The 14,559-nt window shown below is 46.5% G+C and carries 20 protein-coding genes; 7 read left to right on the plus strand and 13 right to left on the minus strand.

Annotated elements, in window-relative coordinates; genetic code table 11:
• Positions 1-259: 259 nt before the first annotated feature.
• Entirely contained in the window at positions 260-1,027 is a 768-nt protein-coding gene (locus tag AABA75_RS00510) for an FKBP-type peptidyl-prolyl cis-trans isomerase (protein ID WP_338290359.1), read from the minus strand.
• 186 nt (positions 1,028-1,213) lie between these two features.
• Here AABA75_RS00510 and AABA75_RS00515 point away from each other — a divergent pair, with 186 nt between their 5' ends.
• Positions 1,214-2,161 (plus strand): WD40 repeat domain-containing protein, encoded by a 948-nt coding sequence (locus AABA75_RS00515; RefSeq protein ID WP_338294777.1) that lies wholly within the window; start codon positions 1,214-1,216, stop codon positions 2,159-2,161.
• Between the two features lie 30 nt (positions 2,162-2,191).
• Positions 2,192-2,392 carry a SlyX family protein gene (locus AABA75_RS00520; protein ID WP_338290361.1) on the plus strand — a complete coding sequence of 67 codons (201 nt, stop codon included), beginning with the start codon at positions 2,192-2,194 and terminating at the stop codon, positions 2,390-2,392.
• 21 nt (positions 2,393-2,413) lie between these two features.
• Here AABA75_RS00520 and AABA75_RS00525 read toward each other — a convergent pair whose 3' ends face one another.
• Positions 2,414-2,623: a YheV family putative zinc ribbon protein gene (locus AABA75_RS00525; RefSeq protein ID WP_338290363.1), complete on the minus strand. Its 210-nt coding sequence runs from the start codon at positions 2,621-2,623 to the stop codon at positions 2,414-2,416.
• 57 nt (positions 2,624-2,680) lie between these two features.
• Between AABA75_RS00525 and AABA75_RS00530 the strand changes: the two genes are divergently transcribed.
• Genes AABA75_RS00530 through AABA75_RS00545 form a run of 4 tightly spaced genes read left to right on the plus strand, consistent with a single transcriptional unit; the run spans position 2,681 to position 6,292 of the window.
• Positions 2,681-4,591 (plus strand): ATP-binding cassette domain-containing protein, encoded by a 1,911-nt coding sequence (locus AABA75_RS00530; RefSeq protein ID WP_338290364.1) that lies wholly within the window; start codon positions 2,681-2,683, stop codon positions 4,589-4,591.
• Entirely contained in the window at positions 4,563-5,027 is a 465-nt protein-coding gene (locus AABA75_RS00535) for a TIGR02444 family protein (protein WP_338290366.1), read from the plus strand. Before AABA75_RS00530 ends, AABA75_RS00535 begins: the two co-directional genes overlap by 29 nt.
• A complete protein-coding gene (locus AABA75_RS00540) occupies positions 5,024-6,001 on the plus strand; it encodes a hydrolase (RefSeq protein WP_338290368.1) in 978 nt (325 codons plus the stop codon). The genes AABA75_RS00535 and AABA75_RS00540 overlap by 4 nt, the downstream gene beginning before the upstream one ends.
• Before the next feature lie 42 nt (positions 6,002-6,043).
• Complete coding sequence (locus tag AABA75_RS00545; protein WP_338290369.1) at positions 6,044-6,292, plus strand: YheU family protein; 249 nt, start codon at positions 6,044-6,046, stop codon at positions 6,290-6,292.
• Positions 6,293-6,318: 26 nt separating this feature from the next.
• Here AABA75_RS00545 and AABA75_RS00550 read toward each other — a convergent pair whose 3' ends face one another.
• The 4 genes from AABA75_RS00550 to nudE are packed head-to-tail and all read right to left on the minus strand — an operon-like array spanning position 6,319 to position 8,670.
• The gene (locus AABA75_RS00550) at positions 6,319-6,708 is read right to left on the minus strand and encodes a VOC family protein (protein ID WP_338290370.1); all 390 of its coding nucleotides are present in this window, start codon (positions 6,706-6,708) and stop codon (positions 6,319-6,321) included.
• Between the two features lie 15 nt (positions 6,709-6,723).
• On the minus strand, positions 6,724-7,281 hold the full coding sequence (locus AABA75_RS00555) for a YceI family protein (RefSeq protein ID WP_338290371.1): 558 nt from the start codon (positions 7,279-7,281) through the stop codon (positions 6,724-6,726).
• The gene (gene cysQ / locus AABA75_RS00560; RefSeq protein ID WP_338290372.1) at positions 7,274-8,107 is read right to left on the minus strand and encodes a 3'(2'),5'-bisphosphate nucleotidase CysQ; all 834 of its coding nucleotides are present in this window, start codon (positions 8,105-8,107) and stop codon (positions 7,274-7,276) included. Before cysQ ends, AABA75_RS00555 begins: the two co-directional genes overlap by 8 nt.
• Positions 8,108-8,109: 2 nt before the next feature.
• Complete coding sequence (gene nudE / locus AABA75_RS00565; RefSeq protein ID WP_338290373.1) at positions 8,110-8,670, minus strand: ADP compounds hydrolase NudE; 561 nt, start codon at positions 8,668-8,670, stop codon at positions 8,110-8,112.
• A gap of 53 nt (positions 8,671-8,723) precedes the next feature.
• On the opposite strand from nudE, the gene yrfG reads away from it, so the two are divergent.
• The gene (gene yrfG, locus AABA75_RS00570) at positions 8,724-9,407 is read left to right on the plus strand and encodes a GMP/IMP nucleotidase (RefSeq protein ID WP_338290374.1); all 684 of its coding nucleotides are present in this window, start codon (positions 8,724-8,726) and stop codon (positions 9,405-9,407) included.
• A gap of 32 nt (positions 9,408-9,439) precedes the next feature.
• On the opposite strand, the gene AABA75_RS00575 is transcribed toward yrfG, so the two are convergent.
• Genes AABA75_RS00575 through gspH form a run of 7 tightly spaced genes read right to left on the minus strand, consistent with a single transcriptional unit; the run spans position 9,440 to position 14,548 of the window.
• Positions 9,440-10,189: a type II secretion system protein N gene (locus AABA75_RS00575; protein ID WP_338290376.1), complete on the minus strand. Its 750-nt coding sequence runs from the start codon at positions 10,187-10,189 to the stop codon at positions 9,440-9,442.
• 11 nt (positions 10,190-10,200) lie between these two features.
• Positions 10,201-10,689: a type II secretion system protein GspM gene (gspM, locus tag AABA75_RS00580; protein ID WP_425325554.1), complete on the minus strand. Its 489-nt coding sequence runs from the start codon at positions 10,687-10,689 to the stop codon at positions 10,201-10,203.
• A gap of 13 nt (positions 10,690-10,702) precedes the next feature.
• Positions 10,703-11,899 (minus strand): type II secretion system protein GspL, encoded by a 1,197-nt coding sequence (gene gspL, locus AABA75_RS00585; RefSeq protein WP_338290377.1) that lies wholly within the window; start codon positions 11,897-11,899, stop codon positions 10,703-10,705.
• Positions 11,899-12,903: a type II secretion system minor pseudopilin GspK gene (gspK, locus tag AABA75_RS00590; RefSeq protein WP_338290379.1), complete on the minus strand. Its 1,005-nt coding sequence runs from the start codon at positions 12,901-12,903 to the stop codon at positions 11,899-11,901. Before gspK ends, gspL begins: the two co-directional genes overlap by 1 nt.
• A gap of 3 nt (positions 12,904-12,906) precedes the next feature.
• The gene (gene gspJ / locus AABA75_RS00595; protein ID WP_338290381.1) at positions 12,907-13,539 is read right to left on the minus strand and encodes a type II secretion system minor pseudopilin GspJ; all 633 of its coding nucleotides are present in this window, start codon (positions 13,537-13,539) and stop codon (positions 12,907-12,909) included.
• Positions 13,540-13,541: 2 nt separating this feature from the next.
• Entirely contained in the window at positions 13,542-13,925 is a 384-nt protein-coding gene (gene gspI / locus AABA75_RS00600; protein ID WP_338290382.1) for a type II secretion system minor pseudopilin GspI, read from the minus strand.
• A complete protein-coding gene (gene gspH, locus AABA75_RS00605) occupies positions 13,922-14,548 on the minus strand; it encodes a type II secretion system minor pseudopilin GspH (protein WP_338290383.1) in 627 nt (208 codons plus the stop codon). The genes gspI and gspH overlap by 4 nt, the downstream gene beginning before the upstream one ends.
• Positions 14,549-14,559: the final 11 nt, after the last annotated feature.

Consider the following 14,559-nt stretch of genomic DNA (forward strand, 5'->3'; position numbering starts at 1 on the left):
AGTTAATAGTAACAAAAGCGCTGAGAATGGAGGTATAAAATTTCTTATCTCTTAACAAAACCCAATAAAAAACTGGGTTTTGCAACGTTTGTAACCTTTTGATGCCGCTAAAGCGGTTTTGTAAATATTGCCAGGCGCAATACCATTCGAAATATCCGATGAGGACCAGGGTCGGCAAGGAAATGGTCGAACAGAAACTACAAAAAAAGCCGGGCTAATTACCCGGCTTTGTTCTGTCTGGATAAATCGTATTTAAATATTACTTAGACTCGATAGACAATAATTCTACGTCAAATACAAGCGTTGAATTTGGCGTGATTTTGCCTGTTGCTCTTGAGCCATAAGCCAGTTCACTTGGGATATGGAAACGATACTTAGAGCCGACATTCATTAATTGAACGCCCTCAGTCCAGCCTTTGATTACACGATTAAGAGGGAAAGTTGCTGGCTCGCCACGATCGTATGAAGAATCAAATACTGTGCCGTCAATCAGGGTACCGTGGTAGTGAACTTTAACTGTGTCTTCCGCGGCAGGTTTCTCACCTTCACCTTCAGTTAGCACTTCGTACTGAATACCAGATTCAGTCACCATCACACCTTCACGCTTTTTGTTTTCTTCCAGGTAGGCTAGACCCGCTTCAAGGTTTTTCTGGCCTTCAGCTGCCGCCATTTCAGTTTGCGCTTGCTGCGCGCTGGCTTGCAGGGCTTGCAGCAATTGAGTGGCTTCTTCGTCAGTTAACAGTGCGTTGCCCTCAATCGCAGCAAGGAAGCCGCGCTTCACTTGCTCGGCACTGAAAGACAGGCCAAGTTGAGCATATTGCTGCACTTGATTTTCTACATATTTACCCATGTTCTCACCCAAAGCGTAAGCTTGTTTTTCAGCTTCAGGTAATTGATTTACTTGTTCAATAGTCATTGTCATTGCTGCTGCCTTTTCTGTATTGGCGGTATTTGAAGATTGTTCTTGTTGACATGCGCTCAACCCAATCACGCTAGCCATTGCTAACCAAAGCGTTTTATTTCTCATGACGTGCTCCGAATTATTTTAGTTTGTGATTTGTTTGAAAAAAGCCAGAAATTGTGGCGGGCAGTTTCCACGCAAAGCGCATATACTAAACACAGTTTTTCCATTTCGAAACCTCAAGACCAAAATAAAACCGTGTTTAGTGCGAAAAGTAACCGAATCCTGAAGTTTTTGCTGCTCATCTGCCTGATGACCAGTTTGATTGCGTGTGGCACCTACAGAAAAGAATCCGCGCTTGAGTTTCAACATGCTGAAGATGGCAGTATGGCGGCTGATATTTCAGCTGATGCCAAAATTAGTGTGGTATCCAGTATTGATTTGGGATTATTGGTATGGGATCTGGAATTCAATCAAAAGGTTTATCAATGGGGTTACAAAGGCGACGGTGAAACCATTAATCTGGTGTCCACGGTTAAGATCGCCAGTGATACCTCCTATGTGGTGAGTGCCGACCGGGAATCTTTCGCTATCTGGAATCTGGAAAATGGAGAGCCCGATGGCTTCTGGCGCATTGACGAATCAACCATACGAGATGTGGCTATTGCCGATAAAGGAACAACAGTTCTTGTTGGCAGAAGCAATGGCAAGGTACTGATGCTTGAGCCTTTTACGGGAAGACGATTAGAGTTTTTGGGGCACACTGAGCGCATTAACAGTGTCGATATTTCCCCCAATGGCTATTACGCACTAACCGGCGGAAACGACTATGTGGCTTACCTTTGGGATACCCGTACCGGTCAGGTAGTGTATCGGTTTGATCACCCCAGTAGAGTAACTAAAGTCGCTTTGGATCCCAAAGGCCGCTATCTGTTTACTGCAGACAGCCAAAAAACCGCGCGTATTTGGGATGTGCAAACTGGCGAGGAAGTGTCTACCTTACAGTTTATTCAAAGGCAGATTATCTTCTCTGCGGTACAGTTTTCAGAAGATGGCACTCGACTATTAACCGGCTCGCCGAATCGCTTGTTGGCCCTGTGGGATGTTAAAACCGGGAAGAAGCTCAATGGCTGGCGGGTAAAACCCAATGATAAGGCCATGGGTAATAGCGCCATTGTGTATGGCGTCGGTTTTTACGGTGATAATCAGGTGATTTCCGAAAGTAGTAGTGGTTGGGCTGAGATTTGGGACATACAATAGCGCCCCTAACTATTTTGCAAGGCAATTGAATTGAACGAGATAGAACAGTTACAGATCAAAGTGTCGTATCAGGAAGACACCATTGAGGCTCTGAATCAGGCACTTATCAAGCAGCAGCAGCAAATTGCAGAGTTGCAATTTAAGATGCAGCATGTCAGCAGTAAGCTGAAAGAAATGTCTTCCAGCAATATCGCCTCTTTGGAAGATGAAACGCCACCACCACACTATTAACAGATAGGGCTGTCGCGGCTGTTATTGTTGAGGTTTAAAAATCCCGATCACGTTTTCATTGGTGCGGGTTTGTTTTTCAGTTTCCGCATCGGTTTGTGATTTGTGATAACCGCAGTGCACGCATTCGACTTTCTCGACATTATTTTCCATGTATAGCATCAAGCTGTCACTGGCTTTACAATGTGGGCATATTGCACCTGCAATAAAACGTTTTTTAATTCTGGTACTCATTTGCTAATTCTGTGGTGATGACAACATCACTATTTTATCCAAACTAAAATAAAAAGTATGATTTTATTAAAACAGTTCGCTCTGATGCAGGGTGGAGAATATCTTATCAAGGATGCCAGCCTGCAATTCAATAGCGGGCAACGAATTGGCATCATTGGCCGCAATGGTTGTGGCAAGTCCACCTTCTTTAAAGCGGTGTTACAGCAATTTCCCATTGAAGAAGGGGAGTTGAGCGTGCCACCCGAATGGCAAGTTGCCCATGTAGCCCAGGAAACTCCGGCGGTTGAAAAGCCCGCGTTGCAATACGTACTGGATGGGGAAAAACAATTGCGTCATCTTCAGGCGCAATTGGAAACCGCGAATGAAGCTAACGATGGTATTCTCATTGCCGAATTACACGGCAAATTACAGGATATTGGTGCCGACACCATTGAAGCCAGAGCTGGCATTATCTTGAGCGGTTTGGGGTTTGAGCAAAACCAGCATCATTTGCCGGTAAGCAGTTTCTCTGGTGGTTGGAGAATGCGCTTAAACCTTGCGCAGGCACTGTTGAAGCGTTCTGACCTCCTGTTGCTCGATGAACCCACTAACCACTTAGACCTGGATGCCGTCATCTGGTTGGAGTCTTGGCTAAGAGGGTATGAAGGCTGCCTGATGCTTATTTCTCACGATAGAGATTTTCTGGATGCGGTGGTAAATCACATTGTCAGCTTTGAGCAAACGAATCTAAGAGCCTACACCGGCAACTACAGTAGCTTCGAAAAACAACGGGCGGAACGTTTGCGACTGCAGGAAGCTACAGCCCGCAAACAGCAGGAAAAAGCCGCACATCTGCAAAAGTTTATCGACCGTTTTGGAGCCAAAGCATCCAAAGCTAAACAAGCACAAAGTCGCAAAAAGCAACTGGATAAACTGGTTCAAATCATTCCTGAAACGCAAGACTCTTCATTCTCTTTTTCTTTTTTTACTCCCGAAAAATTACCTAATCCATTGGTTTTAATGGAAAAAACGGAAGCAGGCTACGGCGATGTGAGTATCCTCAGAAATATCCAGTTAAACCTGGTGCCGGGGAGTCGCATTGGCTTGTTGGGGCGCAATGGCGCTGGCAAGTCGACATTAATTAAGATGTTGGCTGGGGATCTTGCCCCGCTGAGTGGCGAGTATGCCAGGAGTGCAGGGTTGAAGGTGGGTTACTTCTCTCAGCATCAGATGGATAAGCTGCATCCCGATATGTCGGCATTACAACACTTTCAGGTGTTGGATCCAAAAGCCACAGAGCAGAGCTTGCGCAATTTCATTGGCAGCTTTGGTTTTCATGGTGACGACGCTTTGAGCCCGGTAGCCCCAATGTCGGGAGGTGAAAAAGCGCGCTTATCTCTGGCGTTGATTGTATATGAAAAGCCAAACTTACTATTACTGGATGAGCCCACTAACCACCTGGATATGCAAACGCGTTTGGGTCTGACGTTAGCACTGCAGTCCTTTGAGGGGGCGATGGTTATCGTATCTCACGATCGCTTTTTAATTTCAGCGGTGTCTGACGAATATTATCTGGTAGACAATGCTCAGGTAGGGCGTTTTGATGGCGATATTCACGACTACGAAAAATGGGTTCTAACTAAACCGGTTGCTACATCTGACAAGCAACAAGAGTCATCGTCTGGTAAATCGCGCAAAGATATCAAACGCCTGGAAGCTCAATTCCGACAAGAGATACAGCCCATTAAAAAGCGCCTTAACAAAGGCGAAAAACAAATGGAGCAATGTCAACAGCAGCTGGATGAATTACAGGTTTCTCTGGCGGATACGTCTTTATATGAAGAGCAAAACAAGTCCAGGTTGAAAGACTTGCTTGCTAAGCAAACTCAGCTTACCAGTGAATTGCAGGAAGCCGAGGAAATCTGGTTTGAAGCACAGGAAGCGTTGGAGAGTGCCGAAAATGAATTCAGACAATCTATTGAATCCTGAGGCCTTCTGGCAATTTTCATGTGAACTTTACGCCCTGCCGGGCGTAAAAGAGCTGTGTCTGGATGCGCAAAACAGATTATGTCTCAACGTTAATATCTTACTTCTTTGTCAATGGTTGACTCACCATGGTAAAAGTATCTCGGTTGAGGGATTTATTCGCTTGCAGGAAGCAATAGCAGAATCTGAAAACACGCTGTTAAGCCTCAGACAAAAGCGCAACAGCCTCATCAAAGCTAGTACTGAATACAAAACAGCATTGCAAAATGAATTAGATTGGGAAATGAAACAACAACAGACTCTTATTAAAACACTCGCCAAAGCTACTCGGGTAAACGCATCAGAGCATTGTTTGTACAGCTATATTCAATCCCGCGACCCTTCACTTATTCTCGAAGCTGAGAAACTTAAACAGGTGCTGGAGCAAAGCGCGGTATGATCGTTACTTCCGAATTCAAAGCGCCTTTTTGGGCACGCAATCGTCATCTACAAACCATTTGGCCACGCTTTTTGGTGCGCAAACCCAAGCTGGATCTGCATTGGGAGAAGTTGGCTACACCGGATGATGACTTTATCGAATTGGCCTGGACCAAGAATGAACCTTCTCAGAAAGGCTTGGTGGTGATATTTCACGGTCTTGAAGGCTCTGTCGATTCTCATTATGCAGCCCATCTGATGGCCATGTTAAGTACACAAGGTTGGCGCGGTGTTTTGGTACACTTTCGCGGTTGTGGACCATTGGGAAATCAAACCGCGCGCTCTTATCATTCAGGCGAAACGCAAGACAATAAGCGGGTGCTTGAAGAATTGCGCAGGCGCTACCCAGACATGCCTTTTGTCGGGATCGGTTATTCCCTGGGGGGCAACATGTTGTTGAAGTTGCTGGGGGAAGAACCCGAACAAAGCTGGTTGCAACAAGCGGTTGCGGTATCGCCACCTTTCGATTTGGCGCGCTGCTCAGAAGCGATAGCGCAGGGATTTTCCCGGGTTTACCAATATCACCTGTTAAAAAGTATGCGCCGCAAGTTTAGTGAAAAGTTTCATCGCTTTGACTATCGCACGTTACTGGGCCTGAATTTGGCTGAGCTCAATAATTTTAAAAGCTTTTATCAATTTGATGACAAGATCACCGGGCCTTTACACGGGTTTAAGAATGCACTTGATTATTATCAGCGCTGCAGTGCCAACCAGTTTATGCAAAGTATAAAAACCCCGACTTTGGTACTGCATGCTAAAGACGATCCTTTTATGACCCCGGATATCGTACCGCACGGCAAACGAATCTCCCCGTCGGTACGTATCGAATTAAGTGAGCGAGGAGGGCATGTGGGCTTCCTGCAGGGCTCGTTGCTTAACCCGGTGTTCTGGGTCAATGAGCGCATTAAAAGAGCACTTAACGAAATTAATGTGTAAGTACTCGCATACCTAATTATTTCAATTTATAAAGAGTAAGTTATGTCTGTTATTGTACCTGTTGAAGAAATTCCAGAAGACAGTTTGAAGAATCTGATCACCGCATTTGTACTGCGAGAAGGCACCGATTACGGTGAGCACGAAGTGGCACTAGAAACCAAGATTCAGCAGGTTCTTGCCGTCATCAAAAGGGGAGACGCGCAGATAGTGTTCTCTGAATTAGAGGAAAGTTTTGATATTGTCAGTAAAGCAGACTTACAGACGATGATGAGCAATGACTATCAGGAGTAATGCCGGTTCTCGAACAGCCTCTTTCATCATTCCTTTTGTGTTGATGATTCAACTCGCCAGGGCGGATTGAGCCGGTTCTCACCTGCATAGTACAGTTTTAGCTTATTTCCCGATGGATCGTGCAGGATTGCTTCTTTCCACAAATAACGCTGCTCCGTGGGAGGTTGCTCAAACTGAATGCCTTTTGCGACAAGCTCCTGATAGCGCTCATCTAGCTTTTCAGTCTCAAAATAAATCACCGCTGCTTGGGTTAGTGCCTTGTCTTCCAGTGAAAGTGAAAAGGTTGAATTGCCTTGTGGGCATGAAAAGCGCGCGTAATGCGGGGTATCAACGATTAGAGTGAAGCCGAGAGTAAGATAAAAGCTCACGGCTTCCTGCATATCTGAAACGGGCAAGGTTACCTGATTCAGGTCCATGAGGATTACCCTTTGCTATGACTTGGTTAGCACCAGAGTGGCTGATACCGGAACGGAATGACCAATAGAGCTCAACCCTGCTACCTTCTGTAATGCGTCTATTCCGGCAACTAAGCCAAAATCAGCTGCATTGATGATAACTGGCGTGGCTAAGGTGCCGGTAATACTGTCCGCTGCGGGCGTCAGCAGCATGTCCAGAGTGACTTCCTGGCTTTTACCGTGCAAAGATAACAGTGCAGTAAGGGGGTAACGGGCGACTTTTTCAAGGGAATCCAAAGCGACAGGAAGCGTGAAGCTCAGTGTTGCCGTTTTGGTGTTGGCAACGTCAAATAGCATGGTCTTCATGCGCTCATTGCGAATAGGAATTCCAGACTCAATAGAACTGAGATCCAGTTCAATTGTCACTTTGCTCTGCTGCGCAATGGTGGCTGAGATTTGCTGTATCCGGTGCACTTCACGGAAGTGGAGATTTTTAGTGGAGACAAAAGAGACTTCTGATTTCTCAGCGTCTAACTGCCATTGAGAAAAACAGGCTGTGGAGAAAAAAGCCAATAATATTAAAAGTTTATTCATCTTTACTTACCAGGTTATACAAGACTATTTGTTCCCAATCCACCCGCTGATCACCGAGTACCACAAAGTCTGGATTGAGCAAACTCTTACGGCGATTGTAAGTAAGCGGTTCAAATTCAGCAGATAAAATCTTACCGCCCGCCTCGGAAACGATGCACTGTGGCGCACCCGTATCCCACTCACCTGTAATGCCAATGCGCAAGAATACATCAGCTTTGCCTTCGGCGATAAAACAAGACTTTAACGAACAACTGCCCAATGGGATCGTACTGTAGATGCGCTCTTTGGTCATACGGGACATGACCCGGTCTTTAGGTTGTCGGCGGCTAATGGCCACCAGTACCTCACCACTTTCCGGATCCGCCAGCTGTCTGACGAATATTTGCTTGTCTTCTTTTGGACTTTCCTTGAAAGCACCATGACCTTTGCTGGCAAAATACAAGGTTTCGCCAACGGGCCAATAGATCACGCCTATGGCGGGCTCGTTGTTTTCAATCAGGGCAATATTGATAGCAAAATCGCCACTGCGGGCTATAAACTCCTGCGTACCGTCGATGGGATCGATTAACCAATAACGGGACCAATTTTTGCGGATTTCCAATGACTCGTGTTTGCTCTCTTCCGACATAATTGGGATGTCTGGCGAGTGCAGTTTCAAATGTTCAGTAATAATCTCATTGGCTTTGTAATCTGCCGTGGTAACTGGCGAGTCATCGGCTTTGCTAAAACTGTCAAAATCCCCCGAGTCGTATATATCCATGATACTCGAACCCGCATTGAGCGCGGCGCTTTTGGCGATTTGTAGTAATTCCTGATAGGGGTTCATGGTCAACTGTTGAGCCTCTTGTGTGCCAACATTAACGCTGCGATACAGCGCGCTTCGGTAAAATCTGTGCGATTGAGTAATGCGTCCATGTTATCGAAAGACCACTCTACCACTTCAAGAGGTTCAGGCTCATCGCCGGGTAGCTTTTCCGGATAAAGATCGTGAGCTAAGAGTATGTGCATGTGGGCGCTGAAAAAGGTGGGTGCCATGGTGACAGTGGAGAGCGCTTCGAGTTGTTTAGCGCCGAAGCCCACTTCTTCTTTTAGTTCGCGATTTGCCGCTTGTTCGGGGGATTCACCGGGGTCTATCAGACCTTTGGGGAAACCCAATTGATATTCGTGTAATCCTGCGGCGTATTCGCGCACCAGCAGAAAGCGATTGTTATCTACCATTGGTACTATCATCACTGCTCCACGACCGGAGCCTGCCATACGCTCAAATACGCGCTTTTCGCCATTTGAGAACTCCAGGTGAACCTGTTCCAATTTAAACAAACGACTCCGGGCCACGACTTCTCGCTCGTGAATTATGGGTAATTGTTTTTCGGAATCTGTTTTACTCACTCTGGTGCCGCGTTACAATTGTTTAACTCATACTATAACGCTTATGAATTCAAATGCCTACGTTACATTGGAAGGAAATAGAAACCGTCCTGTTAGATATGGATGGAACATTATTGGATTTGCACTACGATAACCAATTCTGGATGCACCATTTGCCAAAACGCCTGGCAGAAAAACGCGGCGTTAGCTTTAAAGAAGCGCAGCTGTATTTAACCGAAGAATATCAGCGAGTGATGGGCACATTGGATTGGTACTGTCTCGACAAATGGGCAGAAAAGCTGGAAATGGACATAGTGGAAGCTAAGCGTGAAATTGATCATCTAATCTCTATGCGTCCAGATACCATTCCTTTTCTTGATGCCTTGCGGGACACGGGTAGAGAAGTCTATCTGGTGACGAATGCCCATCCAGACTCTCTGTCGCTTAAAATTGAGAAAACGCAACTGGATCAGCATATTAACGTACTGTACTCCACTCATCAGTTTGGTGTGACTAAGGAATCGCAACTGTTATGGCAAAAACTGCAACAGGAGATCGGTTTCAACAATGCTAAGACGCTGTTTGTCGATGACAGCCTGACCATATTAGAGGCGGCACAGGAATTTGGTATTAAACACTTATTAGCAGTGGAGAATCCGGATAGTCAAAAACCGGTTCGCAATATTAGCCAGTTTCCTTCGGTGCGCGATTATCGAGACATTACGCCAGACATTTTCACCAGCTCATTGCTAACTTAGACAGTCACCTAAGACAGCCGCACTGGCTGTCTTTATAGCTTTATCTGATAGAACCCTTGGGCATCGGTGCGACCGAAGAACTTGGCGGCGTCATGCACTTCTTTAGGCAGGTTATCGGACACTTTAAATTGCCCATTGACGCTGAATTTCCCGTTGTGCTGCACCACGGCTTTGGCACTTAAGTTAAGTGAGTTATCTGCAGCTGTCGTGATTTCTATTGGACCATTGTCGCAATGTAAACTGGCCTCAAAGTTACCCAATTGCACCTGGCCATTAAAGCCTGCTACGCCAGCATTCAACCAGCTACCCGTTCCGGTTAAAGTGCTACAGCCATCGGTTTTGTGATAATCGAAATTCTCAATATTGATTCGGGCTCTGCCAGAGGCATCTACCGGAATTGGCAATTCAACTTGCGCCATTAGCAGTGGTGTTGGGGCAAATAAAGTCAGATTTTGAGCGCTAATGCCCGACACACTGAGTTTAACATCGCCTTTGATGGAGATCTGTTCGCTATCTCGGGCGCTACCGGCGTCTAATTCCAGTGCCGCTTTGCCTATCAGCAATGGTAAAAAGCTCAGCTGCCAGTCGACGTTGTTGATGCCGAGACCTTTAACCACTACCTGATCAGCATGGCCATCCCAAACAGTGCCTGATATACCTTTAAGGGAAATGTCGGCAGGTAAGGGTAAGCGCGGTATCAGTTGACTGGCAGGTAGCTTAACCAATAAAAATACCAAAAAGAGAATTACTGCACCTGCAGTGAGAGTCAATTGTTGTTTCATAGTCCTGCTGTTTACAATTTGCTGAGTCTGAGACGGCGAATTTTGACGATGCCGGGGCTGTCGCCTTCAGCGATATCCGCTTCAATGATCTGTACTCCCATCTTTTCCAGGGACTGCAGCCAGTTAAGTACATTGTCAAAGCGGGCATTATCTACCCAGATCTGGATATCATCACCTTGGGGCTGCATACGGGAAATTGTGATGTCGCTGCTATTGGCCGTTTGGTTTACCGCTTGTGGCAAAGAGCCGCTAAATTGATCACCCTGGCCACCGGATTGTTTTAGTTGTACTGCGCGGTTGGCATTTTGAGTCACCCAAGTTAAAAGCTCTTTTTGGCTATTCAAGGATGCACGGTTGCGTTCGATACTGGCCTGCATTGGCGCATAAATCAAAAAGTAGATGGCGCCAATGACAATTACCACGGAACTTAACAATACCAGCTTTTGCTCTCTATCGGTAAGCTGAGCGAAACGTTGTTTTAACTCTTCAATCTGTTTCATAACGTACTCTCCCTCACTCACTTCTGATGGCCAATGAACCGATAACCTGATCGTCACGGTTGTTTATGGCGCCTTGTTCTACGGTGAAGCCTTGCTGTTCCGCCAGGCGTTTAAAGGTTTCCAGGGCTTCATAGCCTGTGGCCACCGCCTGCATGCGAATTTCGGAGCGGGCGCGATCAAAGCGCAAGGTCTGCGGTTTTATCTGGCTTTGAGCAAATGCGCCATCAAGTACCGACATCATGGCTAACATGGAAACGCCGCCACTGGTTTGGTCCAGTGCTTCCATTTTCTGACGCATCTGACTTTTGACATTCACAATGCGACGGGTTTCCGGAAAGGCCCGCTTAAACTCAGCTTCGATTTGTTGTTTAATCGCATCGCTTTGACTGCTCAGTTGCGAGGCCTGAATGCCTTTGTCCACAAAGGTAGTTAGGAGCGCTACTCCTGCCAGAATCGCTGCTAAACGCCACTGATTAGCCCCACTTTTACCGCGTTTTTTAACCTTATACTGTTCCTGCAGCAGATTGAATTCCGCCGCTACTGCTTGTTGTGCCAGGGTTTGCATGGCCATAGGACCTGGCTGATAGTCAATTTCAACATTGGCCAGATTGTGAATTTGCGGTTCAGTGCTTAGCTGTAGTTGCAGCTTCTGCTCTTGTTTTTTAGCATAAAGCTCTACAGCCGGTGCCAGCCATTGGATTTCCCCGGATAAACCTTGCCAGTGGCTTTGCCTGATTATCAGGTCGTTGTCCAGAGTGAGTGCTTGCCAACTTGACTCTTCACAAGGTATACAGAGTGTGTCAGGCAAAATTTTGCTGCAAAATAAATCGGCATCCTGCAAACAGTCTAACCAGTATTGCATTTTGGCTTTGCTGACGATGGCAACCTGCTGTTCTTTATCTACTTGCTTGTGCCAGGCGAAAAACAAATGGTCTACATCTTGAGACAGTTCATCTTCCAGCATATAAGGCACTGCGCTGAGTAACTTGCGATTGGCTTTCCCCGGTAAGGTAACGGTTTTTAACAATACTTCGCTGCCGGGAACAATCAGCACTACCTCATCTTTGCCGGTGCGCTGCTTGAGTGTGGAAAGCTGCTCTGTTGATTCCAATACGCCAGAGGCAATGATCTCCTGTTCCTGAGCAGACCAAACCAGCCAGTTTATCTGACTGTCGGGCTGGCTTCCCAGGCGGATAACGAGTTTTTCCATTAGAGCTTTCCTCCAAATTCACGTCTGATCACATGAACTGTATCATCTGATGCCACTTTAAAGACGGATGACATCTTGAACGTGGCGCTATTATACGTGGTTTTCACATGCAAAATAAAATACCGGGTTTTGACAACGAACATGTTTTGCAGGTCTGTATTTAAGTTGACTGCAGAAACATTTGGTTCGCTAAAGAATTGTTGCGGTGTGTCAAAAGGAATACCGCCGATGATGCTCTCTGCATTACTCTTGCTAACCCCGAGTAACGCCGCCAGTACCGGGGCTTTTTCCGGCGTAAGAGTATTCACATTCAGCTCAAAGTCTTGTTTGTCCGGAATCGCGCAAACCAGTGGCATGAGCTTGCTTAACCAGCTTAATTCTACTCCTTTTACCAGGCGCAGTTCCGACTTAGAGGCCATTTTTGTATTCGCCGCCAGGTAGGGGTGCTCCAGGGATTCGTAGTCGGCATCTTCAGCACCGTAATTGCCGTTGAGCATACTGTCTTCGTCCAGCCAGTCAATTAAGGCATCTTTTAGGGTGTCTCGGTTGAATGTTGGGATATCTAATCCGTCAGTCATCAATAAGCGCTTGAAAGATTCTTCTAAATGTTCTTGGTTGGCATTACTGCTGCCACTTCCGGTTGCCGAGGCTGTACTGCCGGCAGCAGAGCCGCCACTTTTTAGGGTGTTAAGGTTAAAACAGGACTGCATATCTTCCAAGGTGGCTTCAATAAATCCGCCTTCTACAGGGAACTGGATATTTTCCTGGGCCCAAGGCTGCGTGATGTCGATTGTGCTATTGTTCTGTTTGATCAGTTGCGCAATGGTTTTTTGGGCAAACTGTTCGGCACCTATGGCAAGCCAATAAGCCTGATTATTGTCTTTTAGACTCATAGAGCGCTTCACTTGCAGTTGCAGGCGAGAGCCCATGTCGGTGGCGCTGATAGATACTAAAGCTACCACCAGTAATACCACAATAAGTGCGACACCTCTTTGCTTTTGCATCAATCAGGTCCCTTGCGTGGTGGCCAGGGCGAACTCCCGACGAATTAGGCCAAATTCCGTGCTGGCAATCTCAATGGCGATGGCAAAGGGCAGTTGATTACCTGTGTAGGTATCCTGCCAGATATTATCGTCATTGGAGTTTGATTTGTTACGAGAGACGCGAAACTGAAATTGCAAATCTTCTATGTCAGTTAATAACACCCGGATTTTCGGTTCGGTGCCAATGACGTTATCAACATAATTACCATACAGACGTTGCAATTCACCGGATTGCAAGCGATAGCCGACACCTTGCAGTGTACTGCGAGGTAATATCAGCTGTGGATTGGCCCAACCGGCACGTACAAATGCCAGGCCATCGGCATCGCTTTCAAAGGCATTTAATCCGCCACTTATTACGACGTTGTTAGATTGACCTTGTTGCACTCGAGCTGCCCGTTCCACTGCTTGTTGCAGGTCCCGCTCAATAATCGACATCGCCCGCTGCAAATCCTGCAGTTTGCTAAAGCGTTCAGTGGAAACTTCATCAGTGTCCAACACGGTATTAAGCACACTATGGGAAGCCAGGCCAATCAAGGTAAATACCGCCAGGGCCACCAGTATTTCCAGTAGTGTAAAACCTTTATGAGTCGTCATGGTTATAGCGCCACTGGTGCAGGATTGGGGTTAGACAAATAGGTTTTCACCGAAGTAACCACGGATTCCATTTTGTCATCCTGTGCCACAATCACTTCCACCTGGCGAAACTCCTTGTCTTGAGTTTCCGTTACCAGGTGTTGGTAGTGCCAGGTGCGCCCACCCAATTCAACCGAACCTTTGAGGTTATTTTCTGGTGGCCATTGACGTTCGGTAAGCAAGTTATTCAGCTCGTTGTTGGCGACCCAGGTGGCCATGGTCATCTCTTCCAGGGTGCTGATACCGCGAATGTGCTCACCGGTGGCTTTCATGATAGAGGTAGCGGTTAAGGCAAAAATAAACAGCGCCACCATGACTTCTAGTAGTGTTAGTCCTTTTTCGTTCATAAAAACTCCAACGGACCTTCTAATTCCAGCGGCGTATATTCGTGGCCGTTAACCCGAAAATAAACAGGATCTGCATCACCAAATTGCGGCTCGAATTTAAAGGTGACGCTAAAAGGGGTGAATTCACCACTGGAAAAAATAAAGATCTGAGGCGGCTCCGGCTCTTCTTCTTCCTCTTCGCCAATACTGGTGCTTTCATTTGAGACTGATAATTCTTCATCAAAAATGCCGGAATCAAACAAGCTGTCTTCAGCGAGCCAAGGCAGATCATCCAGTTCCAGCTCCAGGTAAAAGTCTTCTTGCAATTGGTGTTCAGAAAACAGCTTATCATTGTCGATGGGGCGCCATTTATCCTGGTCGTTGAGGTACATGAAATAGTACTGACTCTTTTCTGGCTCCAAACGCAAACCCAATTGCATTTGATTGAGCACCGCATAATCCGATGCCATATCAAACACCACTTGAAAACGCTGTGCCTGTTTGCGTAATAGCTTGTCGTAATCAGTGCCGGAATAGTTGAGCATGACAACCGCCACTGCAAGGCCAATCATAAACAGCACCACCATGATCTCGATCAGGGTGAAACCTTTATGGGATAGGGCTTTGTCGAGGCGGTGCTGCATAAATTTGTAGG

The organism is Planctobacterium marinum (assembly GCF_036322805.1).
Taxonomy (GTDB): Bacteria; Pseudomonadota; Gammaproteobacteria; order Enterobacterales; family Alteromonadaceae; genus Planctobacterium; species Planctobacterium marinum_A.

What these genes read in the sequence shown, in the direction of transcription:
- AABA75_RS00510 (WP_338290359.1), bottom strand. Translation starts at nt 1,027, where the DNA reads ATGAGAAATAAAACGCTTTGGTTAGCAATGGCTAGCGTGATTGGGTTG.
- AABA75_RS00515 (WP_338294777.1), top strand. Translation starts at nt 1,214, where the DNA reads ATGACCAGTTTGATTGCGTGTGGCACCTACAGAAAAGAATCCGCGCTT.
- AABA75_RS00525 (WP_338290363.1), bottom strand. Translation starts at nt 2,623, where the DNA reads ATGAGTACCAGAATTAAAAAACGTTTTATTGCAGGTGCAATATGCCCA.
- AABA75_RS00530 (WP_338290364.1), top strand. Translation starts at nt 2,681, where the DNA reads ATGATTTTATTAAAACAGTTCGCTCTGATGCAGGGTGGAGAATATCTT.
- AABA75_RS00535 (WP_338290366.1), top strand. Translation starts at nt 4,563, where the DNA reads ATGAATTCAGACAATCTATTGAATCCTGAGGCCTTCTGGCAATTTTCA.
- AABA75_RS00540 (WP_338290368.1), top strand. Translation starts at nt 5,024, where the DNA reads ATGATCGTTACTTCCGAATTCAAAGCGCCTTTTTGGGCACGCAATCGT.
- AABA75_RS00545 (WP_338290369.1), top strand. Translation starts at nt 6,044, where the DNA reads ATGTCTGTTATTGTACCTGTTGAAGAAATTCCAGAAGACAGTTTGAAG.
- AABA75_RS00550 (WP_338290370.1), bottom strand. Translation starts at nt 6,708, where the DNA reads ATGGACCTGAATCAGGTAACCTTGCCCGTTTCAGATATGCAGGAAGCC.
- AABA75_RS00555 (WP_338290371.1), bottom strand. Translation starts at nt 7,281, where the DNA reads ATGAATAAACTTTTAATATTATTGGCTTTTTTCTCCACAGCCTGTTTT.
- cysQ (WP_338290372.1), bottom strand. Translation starts at nt 8,107, where the DNA reads ATGAACCCCTATCAGGAATTACTACAAATCGCCAAAAGCGCCGCGCTC.
- yrfG (WP_338290374.1), top strand. Translation starts at nt 8,724, where the DNA reads ATGCCTACGTTACATTGGAAGGAAATAGAAACCGTCCTGTTAGATATG.
- AABA75_RS00575 (WP_338290376.1), bottom strand. Translation starts at nt 10,189, where the DNA reads ATGAAACAACAATTGACTCTCACTGCAGGTGCAGTAATTCTCTTTTTG.
- gspM (WP_425325554.1), bottom strand. Translation starts at nt 10,689, where the DNA reads ATGAAACAGATTGAAGAGTTAAAACAACGTTTCGCTCAGCTTACCGAT.
- gspL (WP_338290377.1), bottom strand. Translation starts at nt 11,899, where the DNA reads ATGGAAAAACTCGTTATCCGCCTGGGAAGCCAGCCCGACAGTCAGATA.
- gspK (WP_338290379.1), bottom strand. Translation starts at nt 12,903, where the DNA reads ATGCAAAAGCAAAGAGGTGTCGCACTTATTGTGGTATTACTGGTGGTA.
- gspJ (WP_338290381.1), bottom strand. Translation starts at nt 13,539, where the DNA reads ATGACGACTCATAAAGGTTTTACACTACTGGAAATACTGGTGGCCCTG.
- gspI (WP_338290382.1), bottom strand. Translation starts at nt 13,925, where the DNA reads ATGAACGAAAAAGGACTAACACTACTAGAAGTCATGGTGGCGCTGTTT.
- gspH (WP_338290383.1), bottom strand. Translation starts at nt 14,548, where the DNA reads ATGCAGCACCGCCTCGACAAAGCCCTATCCCATAAAGGTTTCACCCTG.